Here is a 19,739-nt window from a genome sequence, read left to right as displayed (position 1 = left end):
GAAAGCAGGACATGGCATAACCCACGGCAAAGATCAGGCCGGTGTCTTCCGCAATAGCAACCAATTGGTCGGCTTCTTCGGGGTCATTGGTCAGCGGCTTGTCACACAAGACGTCAATGCCTTGATCCAGAAACGCCTTGGCCGCATCGAAATGAACATGATTGGGCGTCGTTATCATGACCGCATCGACACCGTCGGACCTCGCCGCTTCCAGCCGAGCCATCTCGACGAAGGAGGCATAGCTCCGCATCGGATCAATGAACCAGTCGCCGGCGCGTGCGGATGCCTTGGCAGGATCAGAACTGAGAGCTCCCGCGACGATTTCCCATCGGTCGGTCATCCGGGCCGCGGTGGCCTGCGTCACCGAGATACGCCCTCCCCCAACAACCCCCAAACGCAAGCGGCGGGATTGTCTTGGAAAGGGGCCGTTATAGTCAAATGTCTTAGGTAAGATACTGCTCATGACCTGACCTCAAGCTGGCGGCTGAGCGCCATCCGGCAGCATTTCAACCGCCATGAAAACGCTAGGCGTTATTGTTTCGAACTGGTGCCACGGGTAATTCCCGTTCTCGTCGAACATGGGCCGGTGCGTATGACCGGGCGCCATCACTTCTTCCAGGTAGAGAGTGGAAAGGTCTTTCTCACGGCATTGCTGCATCTTGCCGAATCCGACGATCTGCGTATGCACTTCCCGAAAGCCCGGCACAGGACAGAACGGGTGTTCTTTGTGCAGGCCGACATTGAGGGGAATGGAAGCGGAGTGATAAATGGTGAACCCGACCTGGCCGACCCAGATTTTGGGAGACATGTAATGTTCAACACCGCGCAACCGTTCCTCGCGGCGGACTTCGAACGCCGAGGGCCATTGTTCCCGAATACCGGTCAGCAGCTCCGCGTCGTCATCGTGGGTATCGAACCGGTCAATCACGACCATTTTGTCAATACCGACAACTGAACAGCCCTCAAGGATAGCAGACTGAAGAGCTCCGATCTTCTGCGCCTCGACAGCAATGGGAGCGTTACCCAGATTGAGCACAATGGCACGGTTGCCGATTTCAAATGAAGCCTCATCCGTCACCAGGCGCAGCCCGAAAAATGGTTCGCCGATTTCCAGGTGTTTAACAGACATGGGGCGCCTCGATGAGATCTGTCTTGAAATTCAAGGGCAAGGGTAATGGACGCTCGCAGCGGCTGCTGACCGACTGATAGGCTCCTTCCCGCGGGGCTCTGTCGATTGCGGCCATGACCTCGAACACATGATTGGCAAGTGCACCGCTGGCGCGCGGCTCGCGCCCTTCGGAAACCGCATAGGCGAGATCCAGCAATCCCAGGCCACGACTGTCCACGTTGAATCCATGGCGGTTGATGGCCGTCTGCCAGTCATCTCTCCCGGCCGGACGCGGCTGATGGGTCCAGCGGGCAGTCTCTTTGGTCCGATAGAGCACCTCACCCTGGAAAATATTCGCACCATGAACCGGATCCGGGTCCGGAATGCAGATCGTTCCGTCTTCGCCATATATCTCGAAACGAGGTGTTCCGCTGTCCCAGACGTCGAAACTCATCGTCATGTCACCGATGGCACCGCTTTCGAATTCCAGCAGACTGAGTGAATGAGTGTCGACCTCAACCGGCATCCATTGTCCTTCGCGCGGGCCGTTTTCAATCATGCGTCTGTCAAAGGTTCGCCGGGACATCCCGGCAACACGCGCGATCGGGCCAAGACAGAACACCATTGCGGTCAGGTAGTAAGGCCCCAGATCCAACAGGGGACCTCCACCTCTTGCATAATAGAAGTCCGGATTTGGGTGATGCCGCTCGGTTCCGTGGGTGCCGACATGAGCAAACACACCCGTCGGCTTGCCGATGACACCCGTATCCAGTAGCGAACGAACGGTCTGCCAGCGCCCCCCAAGAAACGTGTCCGGAGCATTGCCGACGAGAAGTCCTTTCGTCGCAGCGAGTTCCAGAATTTTATTGCCGTCGGCAAGATCGGTGACAAAAGGTTTTTCTGAGTAGACATGTTTGCCTGATTGCAAGGCCCTTAGGGACACATCTGCATGGGCAGCGGGGATCGTCAGGTTAAGAACGCAATCGATCTCGGGATCAGCAAAAACGTCTTCAGGCGTACAAGCTTTCGGAATTGCATATTGCTGCGCCTTTGCCTGACTCTCTTCCAAATCGAGGCTCGCGCATGCCACGACGTCAATTTCGTGAAACTTGGCGAGTGTCTTCAAATAGATGTCACTTATCCGGCCACATCCGATCAGGCCGACCCGGAAGGATTTCGCTTTTTCATCCAGCATTGTCTTCAGGTTCGTATTTGGGGAGAAAACGAGGTGGCATCGGCCCCTTGTTGCGTCCGCCCTGTGCCATCTGTTCCCAGGCGTGGGCAAGAATGCCTACAGAACGCGAGAGGCAAAACAGCCCTCTTGAAAGGGGGGCGGGAAAACCCAGTTCGCAAAAGATCACGGCAGTTGCACCGTCGATATTCATTGCTATCGGGACGCCTCGTGAGCGACCAAGTTCCGCCTGAACCGCTTCGCCGATCTCCGCAAAGGCACCGGAAACCGTCCCCTCGTCCGCAGCTTCGCGCACCAGCAACATCAGTCTCGGCGCACGGGGATCGGTCGGTTTATGGAACCGGTGACCGAAGCCTGAAACAATCTTGCCGTGTTCCGCCCGCCAGCGATCGAGCCCCTCACGGACAGCTTCGGCGAGCAACGCACCAGTCGCCATACGCTCGGCGATATCGTAATAGAGTTCGGCACATTGTTCACCGGCACCGCCATGTACGTCACCCAGCATGTTGATGCCCGTCGCCATGACATTGTTGAGGCCAAGCCCGCAGGTTGCCGCCATCCGGGCTGTTGCAATCGACGGGGCCTGAGGACCATGATCGACACCCGCCACAAGTGCCGCCTCGAACAGTCTTGCTTCAGCATCGGTTGGCGTGCCCCCGCGCACCATGAGCCAGATCATCTGAGGGAAGCTCACATTCCCGATCAAATCTTCAATGGGTGACCCACGAAAGACAATCTTCCCGGGCTCCATGTCGATTATCGAAGTTCGCCACCAATGCCGGATCGCTTCTGCATCCGCGCTCATGTTCTTTCCTTCTCATGATCGATGTTTTGCGCAAGCAATGTTTCAAGTGCGTTTTTCATGCGCTCGGCGTCGGGCGCGTGACCCGTCAACAGCTGGAAAGCCCCGACAGCCTGCCAGAGTGCCATTGCAGTTCCGTCCATGACCCGGCATCCATGCTTGCGCGCGCGTTTCAGAAAGTCGGTCTTACGGGGAAAATAGACAATGTCGGCGACCCAGGCCTGCGGTCGCAACCGCCAGGGATCGAACACCATGCCGGGATGCTCGGCCATTCCCAAGGGAGTGCAATTTACCGCGCCTGCTACGGTTTCAAATCCAACGTCCTCAACTCCGGAAGCCGTGACAACCGGCAACCAGGACCTCAGGGTGTTCAGCTTCGATTTCAAGTCCCGGGCGCGTTGTTCCACCTGATCAACGATAATCAATCGTTCAATACCAAGATCGGCCAGTGCGAGCGCCACCGAGGCGCCGGCACCTCCAGCGCCACATTGCAAAACCGAATGACCCTTTATCGATCCGATCTTGCCCTGGACCGCCTGTCGAAACCCGCTGTAGTCAGTGTTGTGCCCGACCCGCATCCCGTCTCGCAGAATGATGGTATTCACGGTCTCGAGGTCTTTCGCCGGCCCTTCCAGCCGATGCAGAAAATCCACGACTGCCGACTTGTGGGGATGGGTAACATTGAGACCTACAAGTCCCATTTTCTCGGCATCGGCGAGGATACCCTCCAGAGCTGCGCCCGAAAGCTTCTGCCCGCCAGTGTCGATGCGATGATAATCGTATTGGATACCGAGCGCAGCGCCCTCGATTTCATGTTGTGCCGGAGTTAGAGAGGGGCCGATATTGTCCCCCAGAAGGGCTGCTTTCATCTCAACGGCATCCCTTCGGCGCGCTGAAAGCGCATCTGTGCGGCCAGCCGGATGGGTGCATTGGACGCGCCATAGCCCCGATATCCGGCACGCCTTTCGACGATTTCAAAGAAGAACCCGTTGAAAATCGGGCGGCTGTATATCTGGAAATACTCGGTGTTGCCTTCTCTGTCGTAAAGGATGTTCGCACGTCGCATTCTCTCGACAATGTCCCTGTCCAGGCCAAAACGGACACGCAGGTCGTCATAGTAGTTGCACGGCATTTCGAGACGAGGGAAACCGGCGGTCTCCAGGATATCGGAGGTTTCGAACAAGTCGTCGGTGAGAAAGGCCATGTGCTGGACGCCGGCACCGAATTGATCGGCGAGAAACGACCCGGCGAAAGTTCTGTGACCGGCTGCTCCATTCAGATTGAGCCGCAATTCGCCCTCCGGGGTTTCAAGCGCCTGGGAGCGAATGACACCTGCAGGGTCGGCGACATCAACGATCTCGCATTTTTGCATGTCAAAGGTCGTCATGTAGTAGAGCGCCCAGCTTCGCATTTCACTGCTGGCCATGGTCTGGGCAACATGGTCAACGCGGCGCAATCCTGCCGGGCATGTAGCTGCCGTTTTGCTGACCGGTTCAAACTCGATATCCCAGACCCGGTGCAGATCCGACTTTTCGTCGATAAAATGCACGACGGAACCCCCGACACCTCGGATGGCGGGTATTTCGAGTTCACCTGATCCAACCGTCTGCGAGAACGGTTCCGTGCCCAGCTCCGTTGCTCTTTCAACCGTCAGATTCGCATCGTCAACACGCACTCCCATGTCGCACACGCAAGGCCCATGGCTGAGAAAGGCGGAGTGGGCAAACCCGCTCTGATCGGAATTGATGACGATATTGATTGCGCCCTGACGCCAGAGCTCCACCGACTTTGAAACATGCCGCCGTTCCATGCGGAAGCAGAGAGATTTCAATACGCAGGCAAGTTCCTCGTGGGTCCTTTCATCCGTGGCAAACTCGATGAACTCGAACCCCTTTGCCCGGCCCCGATCAGGCAAAGAAGGGGCCCCCAGTTTCAAGCCAGGTTCAGAGCCTGATACGTCGTCGAGCAGGGTAACCAGCGAACGGTATCCGTCGCGCGTGATCTGTTCGGCTCTCACGTCCTGGTCCTGTTCATTCAGGCGCGCAATCGACCAGGCTCCCCTGTATCCTGAGCGGGCAAGCACTTTTACAAATCCCGACAGGTTCAGTCGACCAAGACCGGGCAGCATTCCGAAATGTCTCTTCAGCATCCGGATATCGGTTTCCAGTCGTGGCGCATCCGACAGCTGCACATGAAGGACGGAGGACAGATCGAGTTTCCGCAGGTCCGCCGGACGGCGCCCTCCGGCCAGCGCGAAATAGCTGTTCAGCGATAGTCCCAGGCTCTTGCTGCCGATCGCCTTGACCAGCTCGTTTGATTGCGTGTCATTTGTGATGTCGCGCGCCCAGGGGAGCGCCAGATAGGCAAGTTTCAGCCCCCGCTTTTCCGCACGCTCCGCCGCATTTGCAAGATCCTCCACAATCCGTTCGCGTCCAACACCCGGCTCCATGGACCTGGCAGACCCAACCAGCAGCAGATCCGCACCGACTGCCTCCATAAGATCGAACTTGACCTCAAGGCGATCGAATGCGGATTGCTGGTCGGGTTGTCCTTCCAGGTCATGAAAGGGTTTCAGAAGTGCGATGCTCAGTCCGAGTTCTTCCACGATATTGCTTATTTCGTTCGCCGAACCGTGGAAACTGGTGAAATCCGGATCGTGAAGTTCAACGCTCTGAAACCCCGCCGACGCGATCGCTTTCAGCTTCGACGGCAGGTCACCGGGTATGGAAGTCGTCGAGATACAGAGGGTCATCAGCCTACATATCCGAGCAACTTCGGCAGGAAGAGAACGATTTCAGGGAACAGGATCATCAGAATCAAAGCCCCGATGAGGACCAATAGAAATGCCCAGATCTCAGAAATGATCTCACGCAATGGAATTCCGGTCACAGCGTTGATGACAAAGAGCAAAATGCCATAGGGAGGTGTGATCAACCCGATCATGGAGTTGACGACAACCAGCACCCCGAAGTGAACCAGATCTATGCCCAGGTCCCTGCACGTCGGAATGAACAGCGGCACAATCACAAGGATGATCGTCGTGGCATCAAGGATGCAGCCCAGGAGCAGGACAAGGATATTGACCCCCACCAGGAACACCAGTGGATGGACGTCTATTCCTTGCAGGAATGCGGACATCATGCCCGGAATATTCTCCGAAATGACCACGAAATTCAGGATGAGTGCACCGCCGATGACAATGCCGACTGCTGCCGAAGAGCGCGCGCTTTCGACGAAGATCCTGTAAAGTCCGTGCAGGGAAAGAGCACGATAGAAAAGCCCTGCCAGCAAAAGCGCATAAAGTGCCGCAACTGCTGCGGCTTCCGTGGGTGTGGTGACACCCCCGTAAATACCGAAAAGCAGGATGACCGGCATCAGCAGCGCCGGGAAGGCATTGGCCGTGTAGCGGGGCAGCTTGCGCAGCGGTACAGGCTCTTCCAGCGCAAAACCACGCTTGCTTGCCAGGTAGTAGTTCATGGCCATCAGCACGGCGCCCATTACCAACCCCGGCAAAATACCTGCCAGAAACAACGCACCGATCGAAGCATTGGAAACGAGTGCATAAAGTACCATCGGGATCGATGGCGGAATGATAGGACCGATCGTTGCAGAAGCCGCTGTTATTGCAGCCGCATAGCCCCTGGAATAACGACCGTCCTTCGTCATCATTCCAATGATGATCTTGCCGATCCCGGCTGCATCAGCGACCGCTGATCCGGACATGCCGGAAAATATGAGCGAGGCAACGACATTGACGTGCCCGAGACCACCCTTGAACCGGCCCACGGCGGCAACGCAGAAACTGAGCAAACGCTCCGAAATCGTGCCCGCATTCATGATGTTGGCGGCCGCTATGAACAGCGGAACGGCAAGAAGAACGAAGCTTTTGTAAAGGCCCTGCAAGATCTTTTCCCCTGCAAGGGCAAGGTCCAGACCCGCCGCACCCAGATAGACGAGCGAGGCCAGGATGATCGAATATCCAATCGGTGTTCCGATCCCTGCGAGCCCGAAAAGGGTGATCAGGCACAGAGCGAGTTCCATGCTCATACCGCTTCATCCCCCTGTTGAATGGAGGGCGGTTCATGTTCGTGTCCGGGAAGGTCGTGTTCACCGCTTGGTGGCCCGTGACGCAGGATGTCGACGAAACGCCAGGCATACCTGACGATGACTGCGATCATGAAAATGAGGTAGATCGAGAAAATCGTCCGCAGGGGGATCTTGCTGCCCGTCAGCGGATTTTCCACCGTGGTGGTTTTTCGGATCTTCATCCAGTCGATATAGTCCCAGGTCGGCAGGAAAGACCAAGCCATTCCAACCACGATGGACCCTGCAGCGATCAGAGCCAGCACCTTCTGACCTTTTCTGGGCAATGCCAGATACAGAATGTCGAAGGTCACATGATCTTTTTCACGAACGACAAATGCATTGCCGAAGAATACGATCCAGACCCAGAGGATCAGGCAAAGTTCCAGTGTCCAGCCGAAGGGAGTTACGAGAACGTAGCGGGAGAAAATCTGCAGCAGGAAAGTGAAGAACATTGCCGCCAGCATGGCAGCGGCGATGGCTTCGGTCCCGCAGGTGAACCAGGTTGAAATGCGTTTCATATCAGTTCTCCTGCGGGAGCGATTGCCTGATTACTGGCCCAGTGCGTTGATTTTATCCAACACGCCTTCAGGCCATGTCGATGCGAATTCACTTTCAAGGTACATGGACTGCACCTGGCTGCGGAAGGCATCGAGATCCGGCTCGTAAATTTCCATGCCCTGCTCTTCCAGGAAGGATACGAGTTCCTGCTCTTTCTGCAGTTGCGCCTTGCGACCGGATTCGGCCGCTGCATCGGCTGCCTTTTGAACAGTAGCCTGCTGCTCAGGTGTCAGACTGTTGAAGACCTCGACCGACATAGCGATGTAGTTCAGGTCGACCAGATGAGACGTCAGGACAATCTGGTTGGTCACTTCGTAGAACTTCGCATCAACGACGGTGGGGAGCGGGTTGTCCTGGCCATCAACAGCGCCAGCGGAAAGTGCCGTATAAACTTCTGCGAATGCCATCGGTGTCGGGGACGCACCCAGCGCCTTTCCCAGGAACTGCCAGGCGTCTGTACCAGGCATGCGCAGGTTGACACCTGCGAGATCGGCCGGTGTCTTGACGGTCAGATCATCCTTGGACTGGCGCAGATTGACTTGACGACGCCCGAGATACATGACCGAAAGAAGCTTCACGCCGAGCTCTTCTTCAACCTTCTTCTTGAACGGGTCCATCAGCTCGTCATTGAAAACGGCGACCTGGTGAGCCGCATCCTGATGGACGTAGCCGGCGGTAAAGATGGAAAACTCCGGGAAGAATTGCGCCAGCTCCTGAGCAGAAGCAATGGACATTTCCAGATTTCCGCGGCTGATGGCGTCAAGCTCCGTTCCCTGAGCGAAGATCGTGCCATTGTAACTCGGAACGAAGTCGGCAAATTCGGACACCATCGGTGCAAACACGTCGCGCATGGCCACCGAGCGCTGATCGGTTTCCGAGCCCGAAGTCGCAAGACGCAGCTGCACCTTGTCTTCGGCAAAGCCTGCTGCTGAACTTCCAGCCAGCACTCCGGCGGCAACAAAGGCCGTCAGCGCAGCCCGGCGAGTAAGTTTCGTGATCATCTCTTCCTCCTTGAGATTTTCGTATTCAGAGTTCAATTTTGGAGCATGACGGATTATTAGCGTTTTGCAAGATTTTTTTAAAAATATCTGATATTTTTAACCAGCAGTCCTCAACGATCCCGGAGCCGCTGCCGTGATATCCTTTATCTCCAACCGGTTCCGGTGCTGCGCGGAAACCTGAATGGCTTCAATCACCTGAAGCGTCCGCAATCCTTCAACGCCCGAAACAATCGGCTCAGCCGTTCGAAGAATTACGTCCTTGAAGTGACTAATCTGATTGACCAGCGGATCAGAGGCATCTCGGGTCAGCGTTGTTGCCGAAAGCGGTGTCCACCAGTCTTGTTGCCTGTCCTGGTGTGTCCAGACCCGCAGGTCCGGCACGGAAAGCGACCCCTCGGAACCGCCGATAAGATAGCAACTCTCGGCCATGGGTGGATATTTCGGGTTTTCCTGAGAATTAAACTCCCAACTCCAGGGCGCAACAATACTGTCAGACACTGAAATCGTGCCGACCGCACCGTTGCTGAACTCCAGTAGAGCGCTTGCCACATCTTCGTTTTCAAATCCTCGGACAGATGGTGCTGAAACCGCCTGAACGGCCGTCACCTCACCGCAAAGATATCGGATCAGGTCGATGTCATGAACAAGGTTGACCGATACCGGGCCTGCACCCGATCGCATGCGCCAGGGCGCCGCTTCGAAATAGCTGTCGGGTTTGTAGAACCAGCAGGTGCCCTGAACCGCCCGAACATCTCCAATCACGCCGCTCTCAACAGCTTCCTTGGCTTTCTGGATCAGTGGATTGTAGCGACGATGATGCCCGACCAGCAGAGGCACATTTCTGGTCTCCGCCAATTGCACCAGCGCATGTGCTTCAAGTGCGGACGCACCGATCGGCTTTTCGACCAGAACCGGACAGCCATGCTCAATGCACGCCATTGCCTGTTCAACATGCAACAGGGTCGGCGTTGCAAGAATTATCCCGTCGACGCCGGCGTTCTCCAGAACGCCTTCGATTGTCTCAAAGCACGGTAGCCCCATGCTTGCAGCAGTGTCCCGACCATCTTCGTTTGGGTCGACTGTCGCCACAAGGTCGACACCCGGGACCAGGGCAACTGCCTCGGCATGGCGTTTGCCCACGAGTCCCAGACCGGCAATGGCGAGTCGTATGTTTGAATGCACGAATGGCTCCCAAGCAACAAATTCCGTGGCACTCCTCAGCCAATCGGCCGCCGAGCGGTATGTTCGCCGCGATGGTAGGGATAAAAATACAAATTTGCAATAATATCTGATATTTTTATTTTTGACTTAAATTTTTGAAAATTGCTCTAGTCGCCTAACTGTGATAAATGCAAGATGATTTCTATTTCATCGGCCAAAAATGATGCAGCAGACACCAGCCACAATTGGCTCCAGCACCTATCAGAAGATCAAACGCGATATTATTTTCGGGGAACTCGAACCTGGCTCGAAACTCAAACTTGAAGGCCTCAAGCAGCGTTATTCGACCAGCCCCTCAACCTTGCGCGAAACGCTTAGCCGCCTGGCAAGTGAAGGCTTTGTGGAGGCGCCCGAACAGCGCGGATTTCGCGTAACCCCGGTTTCAAAGGAAGATATGATTGAAATTGGAAATCTGCGCATTCTGCTGGAATGCCATGCCCTGAAACTGTCGGTGGAGAATGGCGATACCGACTGGGAAGGTAATCTGGTGGCTGCCCATCACAAGCTTCATCTGATGGAACAGAAGATGCTTAGCGGCGACGAAAGCGAAAAGGAAACCTGGAAACGATACGACTGGGAATTTCACCTGGCCATGATCCAGGCGTGCAACAACACGAATCTGTTGTCGCTGCACGCGATCATGTACGACAAGTATCTCCGCTACCAGATGCTCGTTCTCACGCATCGCGGTGAGGAAGCGGTCAAAGAACACAAGGACATGTTCGAAGCCGCTCTCGCGCGGGACACCAAGTCCGCGACCAAAATGCTGGAGAGCCACATCAGCAATGGTGTTGAGCATACGCTTGCGGCGATGGGATGAGAAAGTCTACTTGCTTCGACAGCAGGACCGTTTGAAGGCAGCCCTGCCCCGACTTTCCATTCACTGAGTTCATGGCACGTGCGCAAGACCGCAGCATGATCGGTTTACAGATTGAGCGCGCGCGGTTCGCGGTTTCGTCACCAGATCCTCGCGTCGATCCTTCCAATTGCACATCCCGAACGATGTCGCGAAAGAATTGATACCTGCGTTGATTCAATAATTTGATGTGCCATAATAAACTGCACGTTTTAATAGCTCGGGCTTTTATTTCAGGAGACCCGAATGCAAAAAAGGCCAGTCATATACTTCATTTTGCGATTATGTGTTTCCGTAGCAGGAGTATTCGCAGCCAGTATCCCTGCGTCAGCTCAAATCGGAATGTGGGACCCACACGAGCTTGAAATCCTCCTGACACCGAGAAGTACCCTGTCATCGCAAGAGAAGGACCGGGACACCCAGGAAGAGATTCTCTCGCGTTTGTCCGAACTTGATTCCGGTTCACCCGACTGGCCCATCTATTCATTTCTGCGCGCCGAAGCTCTTTTGGAAAGGCAGGAGATCAAGGCAGCGCAGGAACTCTACAAGGACATAATCGAAGCGTCGGCCACACGGCTGAACACCGACACACTGGGCGGCACTGCTATCGCTCCGTTTGCCATTTACCGTTGGCTCTCAATCAGCGCGCAACACCCGGACGTAGTGAAGACAAGCACGGAAGACGTCAATCTGGTAGCCAATTGGACCGTCGAACTGATGGCCTCGCGCCTTGGCTACGCAGTATCCGCCTATCATCCGAACCTCCCTCGATTGCCTCTGCTGGAAGAGACCATTTTCCATCGCCTGTCGGAAGTGGCGTTCAACGCGGGTATGCGCGATGAAGCCGCGCAGTATTATCTGCATTACCTCAGCAAGTTGCGGTCGGAAGAAAAGCGTCCTCAGGAAGATCCGCTTTATCGTTTTGTTCTGGAAGAAGACATCGCAAGCCCGGATCGGATCGCGTTGATACGCGGTCGGCACCTTGTTCAATTTGCAATAGATGAGAAAAAGAGCAGACGATCGGGCTACTACGAGAAAGCGTTTCCCTATCTCGAGCAAGCAGCGGAATCCGACGACGATCAGGTTGCTGTCGAAGCGATGTTCTGGATGGCACGAGCCATTCGGACAAACACCAAGGAGAACAAGAACAAGGCGCTCGACTGGTACGAAAATGTTTACCGGTATTCGTCTCAGAACAAGTTCGTGGAAGAGGCTCTTTTTCGGAAAGGCAACGTGTTATGGGACATAGGTGGACGATACAAGGAGACCTTCGAACAGGTTCTGAATGAGTTTCCCAAAGGAAAGTTTGCCGATGACGCCTTGTTCAACAGAGCGCTTGCAGAACTGATTGAAAACGATCTCGAGGCCGCAACACCCTGGTTCGAACAGTTACAGAATTTTACGGGAGAAAACGACCGGGCCGACAGCGCGAGCCTGTTACCGGCCCTGAACCTTATCTGGCGCAACACACCTGAAGCCAATGAAGAAGCGCGCGAAATCCTGGAGAGTTATCTGGAGCGCCATCCGGAAGGTGAACTGATCAATCGCGCACGTTTCTGGCTGGGACGTATTGCAGAAGACAGTGGCCGGGACGAAGAAGCGAAAAAGCATTTCGAGATCTGCTACGAAATGCACCCTTTCGACTATTACGGAATTCGGGCGCTCATGCACCTTCACTCCGGGAAGGATGCGCGCAGACAATTGCTACCGGAAAGCGCGGAGGTCAGGGCAATACTCCGCCGTGCCTATGGGCAGGCTCCATCGACGATCTTTGACCCTCAAGCCTATTTGCAAGACCGCCAACAGACTTCCGCAGACGCGCAGGAAATTACGAAAAAGTCCGGTAAATCCGACAAGAAGAACCCGTCCGGAGTCTACAAGGAACGTGTCGATTCCGCCCTTGCCAGCGGGCTCTACCAGGCTGCGATGAAAAGCGAAAACCAATTGTTGGCGTTTGAGGCAAGTCGCAGGGTCGAAGAATTCGCGCCGGCAGAAATTGACGCCTACGGATTGTTCACTCGCATTGCCGTCATACTCTCTCTCAGGCAAGAAGCAATCACTGCCGTCGCGGTGAATGACACACCGCAAATTCGGCTTTACATCGCCGATGCGGTTGCACGCTATGCTGCGGACTGGCCGTTGAGCATGACCCTTCTTTATTCAGGCACGACGACCTACCGTCCGGAAAAATCGGCGATCATGAACGAGCCAGGCTTTCTGCGCACTTCTTATCCGACGGTTTACGAGGACACCCTGTCGAAGCAGGCAAAGGAGCATAAAGTCAAAGCGAATCTGCTTTATTCCGTAATGCGCAACGAAAGCCGGTTTTATGCGGCCGCACTCTCGCACGCCCAGGCTCTTGGACTGTTTCAGTTCATTCCCAGTACATTCGACAGGCTCGACCTCGAAGAATGGGGTGAAGGCAAGCCCGGCAAAGGGTGGCGCCTTTTGGAAAAAAGCAAAAGCCCTGACCGGGTCGCCTTCCTGCAGAACGCTGACAATTCGATTTTTCTCGGGGCCAAATGGTTTGGAAAATTGCTTTTGCCCGACAATAACGACAACGCGTTACATGCGTTGATGGAACATCACTCAGGTGGGCCCAGGGTCGTGGCATGGAAAGAGACCTGGGAGAACAGGGGCTGGCTCGATGATGTCGAGTTCATGGTGGAATCGTTCAGGACTGTGGATCTGCCGCCAAAAGGTGTTTTCAGCTGGGGCATCGAGGCGCGAGTTTTTGTTCGAGGTGTCGTGACCGATTACATCATTGCTAGCGCACTGGGACTTTACGAAGAGCAACAGGACTAACGCAATACAATCAGACTAACAGGTAGCCCAAATGCCGGACAAGGAGATCGATGCGCCGACTGAGACCAAGGAAAAGGCGCAGACAATTTCAGAGAAAGAAGAGCCCAAATCCGCTTCTGAAGGGAATACGGAAAAAAGAGATCCTGCGCTGATTAAACACCTGAAAGTGGCGGCGGCGGCCATAACTATTTTAGCCACGATCTCGACAGGCGTTCTCGCGATCATGAAGGGTTGGATTTCTTTTCTTAATCCAGAAACTCCCAAGCAAACAAACGGGCAAATGCGCGACGATCAACCGGGTATCACTGAACAGGTGAAGAAATCGACCGAGACCAGCTTTGAATGCATCGATCTCAATCCCCTGATGCCCAATGTCATACCTCACTACTTGCTCAACTCGATCGGATCGGAAAATTTTCCCTATTGGCTGCGAATTGAAGGCAAGAACAAATGTAAGAAGAAATGGCGCGTGGTAGTCAGTTTCGAACCGGAACAGAATGTTGTTCTGAAAGGGCAGAGAACAGAAATTGAAATCGGTCACTTAGCTGCTTTCGGCGAGACGATTACACCGGATTTTACGCTTCCAAAGAATTTTGTAGAAAAAATATCCATTTCCTGGACTGTCTTTGAAGATGTGACTCAGGAAAAACTGATCAGCAAAAGCATCAGGGCGAATGTCCTTCCTCCGCATACGGTCTCATTTGATTTGAAGAAGCCGACGGGAGAAGACCTTGACGAAGGTTATATTCTCGCCTCTCTGGGGGCCTGGACGCGACGACGATTGGGTGCCGCAAACGATTTGGGCATCAGCTGCAGGCTCCGCGACGAGGGGTCACGTCGTCTGCGTGAGGTCGACGCGCTCAGATCGTGTTACTCGCGGCTGTTTTCAGCAGAAGCCGGCAGCGAGGCTGTAGTGGTTTTCGATAGACACATCGAGTTTCCCGCACGCACGAACCTGAAAATACCCCCGCCAGCACACCTTTTGAAGGAAAGAGAAGCAAACTCGCTCGAAGCCGCCCTTCTTATGATGGCGGTCTATGATGTCGAGCGGGACAACAGCATCGAGTTTGAGCTTGTTCTCGTGGTTGCGAAAGACGAAACGGTCCTTTCGCAGAGAAACAAGCGCGTTTTTGTTGCCTGGCAGCACGGCAGAACCTGGCAGGCGCTCGATATGATGAAAGCGGGAACGCTTGAATTTGACGAGAATCTTGAAGTTTCCTCCGCGGAAATCGACCGGATTTTCGCGGACGATCCAAGCCTGACGCGAAAGCTCAGCAAAACAGGCGCCGGATACAATAATGATCGCAGCATTGCAGTTGCCGAGTTTCACATCGCACGCACTCGCTTCGGCATTCAGGGCCTGCCTTGAGAGCACCCAAAGCTGAAACAAGCCGGGCTACTGGCCACTATTGGGCCAAAGTCATACCATCGCTGTCTAAATGATGAGAATATGACCTAGGCGGCCTGTTCTGAAGCCCGTTCGCTCACGCCGCAGACACGCTGGTTGTGCGGCGTCACACCATAACGCCCCTGATAGGTGCGGATGAAGTGAGATGCGGATTCATAGCCGCAAGCCAGAGCGATTTCGGAGACGGACTGCTCGGTCTGGAGAAGAAGGTTCCGCGCCTTGGTCAGCTTCTGGTTGATGGCAAATTTCTTCGGCGAGACCTTCAGGTGCTTCTGGAAAAGCCGCTCAAGCTGGCGGGTTGAAATTCCAATCCTGCGCGCGATTTCAGAGGTCGGCAGATAGAAAGGCGCGCTTTCGTTCAGCAGTCTGATGGCTTCGGCAATATGCGGATTGCGAATGCCATAACGAGCCTGCACGGAAATCTGCTGGGAGGCTTCGGCGGGGCGCACACCGGAATAAACCATCATGTCGGCAACCGCGACGGCAAGATCTATTCCATGGGCTTCTCCAATCAGGTGAAGCATGAGATCCGCGGCAGCCGTGCCCCCCGACGCCGTGACAAAGGCCTCATCGGCGACAAAGACATTCTTGCACAATTCCACGTTCGGAAAATTTTCCTGAAAGCTGTCGTGAAACGCCCAGTGAAGCGCTGCCCGCCGATCTTCCAGAAGCCCTGCCTTTGCCAGAACATAAGCACCGGAACAAATTGCCCCGATCTGCGTTCCACGTGCGCGCTCGCGGCGAATATAGGACAGCACCTGTGGTGTTGCCTGTTCACCAGGATTAGGGCCGGATATCAGAAACAGGCTGCTTCTCGTCGGCAGCGGTTCCATTCCCTGATCAACCAGGGTGACAGTATTGTTGGAACATGTTGCCGTTTCCCCCGACGGAGACGCCAGCCGCCATCGGTAGAGCTCCCTTTTCTGAAGCAGATTGGCAATTCGCAACGGTTCAACGGCGCAGGAAAACGCAATGTGTGAAAACGCGTCGAGCAGTAGAAAGGTAACCTCAGCGGTGCGGGACATGTCGCTTTTCTCCGACCTCTGTCGCCTCAGCTTCATCAGCAGCCAAAGCGCGATTGTATAATTATTGTGTTGTCATTGTATTCATATTGTATACAAGCAGGTCAACAAAAATCGAACGGAGCCTTTTCATGCCTACTGTGCGCGGCACTGCCAAATCGGTTGCATATGAAGACCTGAAGCGCGCGATTCTGACGATGGAACGCCAACCGGGAAGCCCTCTGGAAGAAAGTGAGCTGTGCGACAGATACGGCTTGTCCAGAACACCATTGCGTGAGGTGCTGCAGCTGCTGTCCGGTGAAGGTTACGTCACGCTGCAACTGAACCGTGGCGCACGTGTTTCAGACATGACGCATTACACCTTGCGGGACTTCTTTCTCGCCGCACCGCTGATTTATAGCGCGATATTACGCCTCGCGGCCCAGAATGCGACGCCGGCGCAAATCACCGAGTTGAAAGACGCCCAGGAAGCATTTCGCACGGCACTGACCTCAGGCGATGTCACGGACCGGGCGCTGACCAATGATCAGTTTCACCGGATAACGGGTCATATGGCGGGAAACAGCTATCTGCAGGCCAGCCTTGACCGCCTGCTGATCGACCACACACGTATTGCGATGACGTTTTTCAGGCCGAATTCCGGTGCCAAGGAAGACAGGCTTGAACTTGCCTGCAGGCAGCATGACGAAATGATCGCCGCAATCGAGAATGGCGACGAGGAACGGGCCGCAGAACTTGCGCTTGAGCACTGGGCGCTGTCTCGCGACCAGATCGAATTGTTCGTGATGCCCGCCGGTCTGGAAGCTCCTCTTGGCGCTCCGCCGAAACAGAAATCCGCATGAGGACCTGATGACACCAAGAATGATTTTTGAGGGCATCTACACGCCGGTCGTGACCCCTTATGACGACGACGGAAACGTCGTCTGGGACGCGCTTGAGAAGGTGATCGATCATCTCGTCCAGAGTGATGTGAATGGTCTGATCTCTGGCGGTTCGACAGGTGAAAATTATGCGCAGACAACAGACGAACGCCTGGAACTCGCCCGTTTCACCAAAGACAAGCTTGCCGGACGGCTTCCGCTGATTGTCGGAACCGGCACCATGCGGACACCGGATTCAATCGCACTGGCCGAAGGCGCGGCAGCGCTCGGCGCTGATGCACTGTTGGTCGCGACGCCGCCTTATGCCGTGCCGACGGAACGTGAGAACGCGCTCAATGTGCTGACAATCGACCGGGCGGCCGATCTGCCGATCATGCTCTACAACTACCCGGGCCGGATGGGTGTCAACATGGGCGAGGAGTTTCTCGACCGGGTTGGCCGCTCGCGCAATGTCTGCGCGATCAAGGAAAGTTCCGGTGACATCAACCGGGTCCATCTTCTGGCCCGCGACTATCCACATATTCAAATGTCCTGCGGCATGGATGACCAGGCTCTTGAATTTTTCGCCTGGGGCGCGCGCAGCTGGGTCTGTGCCGGTTCCAATTTCCTGCCCCGTGAACATGTTGCGCTTTACCAGGCCTGTGCCGTCTCCGGCGATTTCAACAAGGGTCGCCGCATCATGTCCGCCATGATGCCGCTGATGCGGGTGCTGGAACAAGGCGGCAAGTTCATTCAGTGCGTCAAACACGGTGTCGAGATGAGCGGGCTTTACGCCGGTCCACCAAGACCGCCGCTGAAAGGGCTGAACAAGGACGACAAACGGCAACTGGAACAGGTCATCCGGGTTTTGAAATCCACCATTGAAGACATCACGGCGGGAGCATGAACATGACGGATCTTCTGACACGTGAGGAATACAGGGCTCTTGCGGCCAAGCTCGCCTTCCCGACAACAGCCTTCATTGATGGTGGCTACCGGCCTGCGCAATCGGGAAGAACCTTTGCCACCGTCAATCCTGCGACGGGAGATACCCTGGCGGAGATTGCGGCCTGTGGCACCGAGGATGTTGATTTTGCCGTGGAGAAGGCGCGGGAAGCCTTTGAGGACGGCCGCTGGTCGAGACTGCACCCGGCAGAGCGCAAGGACATTCTGATCCGCTTTGCAAAACTCATTACCCGGAACCGGCGCGAACTTGCAGTGATGGAGAGTCTCGACAGCGGCAAGACCATCCTTGACTGCGAAACGGTAGATGTACCGGAGACAATCCAGTGCCTCAAATGGCACGCGGAAGCCATCGACAAGATCTATGATCAGGTCTCTCCAGCCTCCGACGACCACATCGCGATGGTCGTGCGCGAACCGATCGGGGTCGTCGGTCTGGTCCTGCCATGGAACTTCCCGCTCTTGATGCTCGCCTGGAAAATCGGTCCTGCCCTGGCTGCCGGTTGCTCCGTTGTCGTCAAGCCGGCGGAAGAAACGTCCCTGACTGCTCTGCGTGTTGCGGAACTTGCGGCGGAAGCCGGTATTCCACGCGGTGTATTCAATGTTGTGCCGGGTTCCGGTCCGGATGTCGGTGAGCCTTTGGGGCGTCACATGGATGTCGACATGATTTCCTTCACGGGCTCAACAGAAACCGGCCGTCGATTTCTGCGGTATGCAGCCGACAGCAATCTGAAGGAAATCGTTCTGGAAATGGGTGGCAAGAACCCGAGCGTCGTTCTCAAAGACGCGGAAAACCTCGACCGCGTTGCCTCCCATGTGGTCAATGGTGCGTTCTGGAACATGGGGGAAAACTGCTCCGCAAGCTCACGCCTCATCGTGGAGGAAGACATCAAGGATGCGTTGCTGGAGCGGATCTTAGCTCATGCCCGGGAATGGACCATGGGCGATCCTCTGGATCCGGCACATCGTGTTGGGGCACTGGTCTCGTCTGAACATTTCAACAAGGTGTGCACCTATCTGGAAACGGATGCGAACGTCCTTATGGGCGGCACCTCCAGAGATGGTGCCTTCGTTGAGCCGACCATTTTGGAAGTCTCAAGCCAGTCGAAACAGGCCAGGGAAGAGATCTTCGGTCCCGTGTTGAGTGTTCTGACCGTGCGCGGATTTGACGAAGCGATCGAGCTGGCAAATTCAACCGATTACGGGCTGGCAGCTTCGATCTTCACGGCAAATGCTAAAAAGGCCTTGCGCGGTGCGCGTGCGATCCGGGCGGGAACCGTCACCGTGAACTGCTTCGGCGAAGGCGATATCACGACACCGTTTGGCGGCTTCAAGCAGTCCGGTTTCGGCGGCCGGGACAACAGCCTCGCCGCACATGATCAATACACTCAGATCAAAACGATCTGGCTGGACCTGTCGGACGACGAGGATGAGGCCGTCGGATGACTTCGGTCCGGAACAGGATTTTGCCGGACCAACCAGATCCGATTGTTCTGAGTGAAGCCCTCAGCGCCGATGTCGTCATTGTCGGTGCCGGTTTTGCCGGTCTGTCCGCGGCCCGGCGCCTCCAGCAGATCGACCCGGCGCTCGACGTCGTGGTTCTGGAGGCCTGTCGTCTTGCGGACAGCTCGGCCGGTCGGAACTCCGGGTTCATGATCGATCTGCCGCATGAACTAAACTCCGAGGACTATGCCGGCGCAGGTGACGATCAAGCGGTGACCACACTGAACCGTAGGGCCATCTCATTCGCTGCCGGCGCGGTCGAAGATTATGGTATTGATGGCAATTTCTTTGACCGCGCCGGCAAGGTCAATGGGGCCGCCAGTCCCAAAGCAGTCGCCCACAACAGCAGCTATG

18 protein-coding genes are annotated in these 19,739 nt (G+C 55.4%); 7 read left to right on the top strand and 11 right to left on the bottom strand.

All coding sequences use genetic code 11. From position 1 onward, the window contains the following. The 10 genes from K5905_RS06710 to K5905_RS06665 form a co-directional block, all read right to left on the bottom strand. On the bottom strand, nt 1-463 hold a 463-nt coding region (locus tag K5905_RS06710), incomplete at its 3' end, for a Gfo/Idh/MocA family oxidoreductase (protein ID WP_297581705.1). Between the two features lie 9 nt (nt 464-472). Next, on the bottom strand, nt 473-1,129 hold the full coding sequence (locus K5905_RS06705; protein WP_297581702.1) for a hypothetical protein: 657 nt from the start codon (nt 1,127-1,129) through the stop codon (nt 473-475). After that, nucleotides 1,119-2,303 carry a Gfo/Idh/MocA family oxidoreductase gene (locus K5905_RS06700; protein ID WP_297581698.1) on the bottom strand — a complete coding sequence of 395 codons (1,185 nt, stop codon included), beginning with the start codon at nt 2,301-2,303 and terminating at the stop codon, nt 1,119-1,121. Before K5905_RS06700 ends, K5905_RS06705 begins: the two co-directional genes overlap by 11 nt. Beyond that, nucleotides 2,293-3,105, bottom strand: a complete 813-nt coding sequence (locus K5905_RS06695) for a citryl-CoA lyase (protein ID WP_297581695.1) — start codon at nt 3,103-3,105, stop codon at nt 2,293-2,295. Before K5905_RS06695 ends, K5905_RS06700 begins: the two co-directional genes overlap by 11 nt. Beyond that, entirely contained in the window at nt 3,102-3,971 is an 870-nt protein-coding gene (locus K5905_RS06690; protein WP_297581692.1) for a shikimate dehydrogenase, read from the bottom strand. Before K5905_RS06690 ends, K5905_RS06695 begins: the two co-directional genes overlap by 4 nt. Then, the gene (locus K5905_RS06685; RefSeq protein ID WP_297581689.1) at nt 3,968-5,854 is read right to left on the bottom strand and encodes a sugar phosphate isomerase/epimerase and 4-hydroxyphenylpyruvate domain-containing protein; all 1,887 of its coding nucleotides are present in this window, start codon (nt 5,852-5,854) and stop codon (nt 3,968-3,970) included. The genes K5905_RS06690 and K5905_RS06685 overlap by 4 nt, the downstream gene beginning before the upstream one ends. Then, on the bottom strand, nt 5,854-7,149 hold the full coding sequence (locus K5905_RS06680; RefSeq protein ID WP_297581684.1) for a TRAP transporter large permease: 1,296 nt from the start codon (nt 7,147-7,149) through the stop codon (nt 5,854-5,856). The genes K5905_RS06685 and K5905_RS06680 overlap by 1 nt, the downstream gene beginning before the upstream one ends. Next, nucleotides 7,146-7,706: a TRAP transporter small permease gene (locus K5905_RS06675; protein WP_297581681.1), complete on the bottom strand. Its 561-nt coding sequence runs from the start codon at nt 7,704-7,706 to the stop codon at nt 7,146-7,148. The genes K5905_RS06680 and K5905_RS06675 overlap by 4 nt, the downstream gene beginning before the upstream one ends. Nucleotides 7,707-7,736: 30 nt before the next feature. Continuing rightward, nucleotides 7,737-8,747 (bottom strand): TRAP transporter substrate-binding protein DctP, encoded by a 1,011-nt coding sequence (gene dctP, locus K5905_RS06670; RefSeq protein WP_297581678.1) that lies wholly within the window; start codon nt 8,745-8,747, stop codon nt 7,737-7,739. 96 nt (nt 8,748-8,843) lie between these two features. Continuing rightward, nucleotides 8,844-9,929: a Gfo/Idh/MocA family oxidoreductase gene (locus K5905_RS06665; protein WP_297581675.1), complete on the bottom strand. Its 1,086-nt coding sequence runs from the start codon at nt 9,927-9,929 to the stop codon at nt 8,844-8,846. Nucleotides 9,930-10,128: 199 nt separating this feature from the next. Here K5905_RS06665 and K5905_RS06660 point away from each other — a divergent pair, with 199 nt between their 5' ends. From K5905_RS06660 to K5905_RS06650, 3 genes are all read left to right on the top strand, one after another. Continuing rightward, nucleotides 10,129-10,788 (top strand): GntR family transcriptional regulator, encoded by a 660-nt coding sequence (locus K5905_RS06660; RefSeq protein WP_297581672.1) that lies wholly within the window; start codon nt 10,129-10,131, stop codon nt 10,786-10,788. A 282-nt stretch (nt 10,789-11,070) separates the two neighbouring features. Then, entirely contained in the window at nt 11,071-13,629 is a 2,559-nt protein-coding gene (locus K5905_RS06655; protein WP_297581669.1) for a tetratricopeptide repeat protein, read from the top strand. Between the two features lie 31 nt (nt 13,630-13,660). After that, the gene (locus K5905_RS06650; RefSeq protein ID WP_297581666.1) at nt 13,661-14,998 is read left to right on the top strand and encodes a hypothetical protein; all 1,338 of its coding nucleotides are present in this window, start codon (nt 13,661-13,663) and stop codon (nt 14,996-14,998) included. 86 nt (nt 14,999-15,084) lie between these two features. Here the strand turns inward: K5905_RS06650 and K5905_RS06645 are convergent, their stop codons facing one another. Continuing rightward, the gene (locus K5905_RS06645) at nt 15,085-16,062 is read right to left on the bottom strand and encodes a GlxA family transcriptional regulator (RefSeq protein ID WP_297581661.1); all 978 of its coding nucleotides are present in this window, start codon (nt 16,060-16,062) and stop codon (nt 15,085-15,087) included. A 137-nt stretch (nt 16,063-16,199) separates the two neighbouring features. Between K5905_RS06645 and K5905_RS06640 the strand changes: the two genes are divergently transcribed. The 4 genes from K5905_RS06640 to K5905_RS06625 all read left to right on the top strand — a co-directional run. Then, nucleotides 16,200-16,901 (top strand): GntR family transcriptional regulator, encoded by a 702-nt coding sequence (locus tag K5905_RS06640; RefSeq protein WP_297581710.1) that lies wholly within the window; start codon nt 16,200-16,202, stop codon nt 16,899-16,901. Nucleotides 16,902-16,920: 19 nt separating this feature from the next. Continuing rightward, nucleotides 16,921-17,826, top strand: a complete 906-nt coding sequence (locus K5905_RS06635; protein WP_297581708.1) for a dihydrodipicolinate synthase family protein — start codon at nt 16,921-16,923, stop codon at nt 17,824-17,826. Nucleotides 17,827-17,828: 2 nt separating this feature from the next. Continuing rightward, entirely contained in the window at nt 17,829-19,328 is a 1,500-nt protein-coding gene (locus K5905_RS06630) for an aldehyde dehydrogenase (RefSeq protein WP_297581658.1), read from the top strand. Next, nucleotides 19,325-19,739, top strand: a 415-nt coding sequence (locus tag K5905_RS06625; RefSeq protein ID WP_297581655.1) for an FAD-dependent oxidoreductase, incomplete at its 3' end; no start/stop codon positions are given. The genes K5905_RS06630 and K5905_RS06625, both read left to right, overlap by 4 nt.

The sequence above is a fragment of the Roseibium sp. genome, from assembly GCF_025698965.1.
Classification (GTDB): domain Bacteria; phylum Pseudomonadota; class Alphaproteobacteria; order Rhizobiales; family Stappiaceae; genus Roseibium.
This window is presented reverse-complemented; position numbering and strand designations above follow the sequence as displayed.

What these genes read in the sequence shown, in the direction of transcription:
- K5905_RS06700 (WP_297581698.1), bottom strand. Translation starts at nt 2,303, where the DNA reads ATGCTGGATGAAAAAGCGAAATCCTTCCGGGTCGGCCTGATCGGATGT.
- K5905_RS06675 (WP_297581681.1), bottom strand. Translation starts at nt 7,706, where the DNA reads ATGAAACGCATTTCAACCTGGTTCACCTGCGGGACCGAAGCCATCGCC.
- K5905_RS06655 (WP_297581669.1), top strand. Translation starts at nt 11,071, where the DNA reads ATGCAAAAAAGGCCAGTCATATACTTCATTTTGCGATTATGTGTTTCC.
- K5905_RS06660 (WP_297581672.1), top strand. Translation starts at nt 10,129, where the DNA reads ATGATGCAGCAGACACCAGCCACAATTGGCTCCAGCACCTATCAGAAG.
- K5905_RS06705 (WP_297581702.1), bottom strand. Translation starts at nt 1,129, where the DNA reads ATGTCTGTTAAACACCTGGAAATCGGCGAACCATTTTTCGGGCTGCGC.
- K5905_RS06645 (WP_297581661.1), bottom strand. Translation starts at nt 16,062, where the DNA reads ATGTCCCGCACCGCTGAGGTTACCTTTCTACTGCTCGACGCGTTTTCA.
- K5905_RS06650 (WP_297581666.1), top strand. Translation starts at nt 13,661, where the DNA reads ATGCCGGACAAGGAGATCGATGCGCCGACTGAGACCAAGGAAAAGGCG.
- K5905_RS06635 (WP_297581708.1), top strand. Translation starts at nt 16,921, where the DNA reads ATGATTTTTGAGGGCATCTACACGCCGGTCGTGACCCCTTATGACGAC.
- K5905_RS06630 (WP_297581658.1), top strand. Translation starts at nt 17,829, where the DNA reads ATGACGGATCTTCTGACACGTGAGGAATACAGGGCTCTTGCGGCCAAG.
- K5905_RS06680 (WP_297581684.1), bottom strand. Translation starts at nt 7,149, where the DNA reads ATGAGCATGGAACTCGCTCTGTGCCTGATCACCCTTTTCGGGCTCGCA.
- dctP (WP_297581678.1), bottom strand. Translation starts at nt 8,747, where the DNA reads ATGATCACGAAACTTACTCGCCGGGCTGCGCTGACGGCCTTTGTTGCC.
- K5905_RS06695 (WP_297581695.1), bottom strand. Translation starts at nt 3,105, where the DNA reads ATGAGCGCGGATGCAGAAGCGATCCGGCATTGGTGGCGAACTTCGATA.
- K5905_RS06690 (WP_297581692.1), bottom strand. Translation starts at nt 3,971, where the DNA reads ATGAAAGCAGCCCTTCTGGGGGACAATATCGGCCCCTCTCTAACTCCG.
- K5905_RS06685 (WP_297581689.1), bottom strand. Translation starts at nt 5,854, where the DNA reads ATGACCCTCTGTATCTCGACGACTTCCATACCCGGTGACCTGCCGTCG.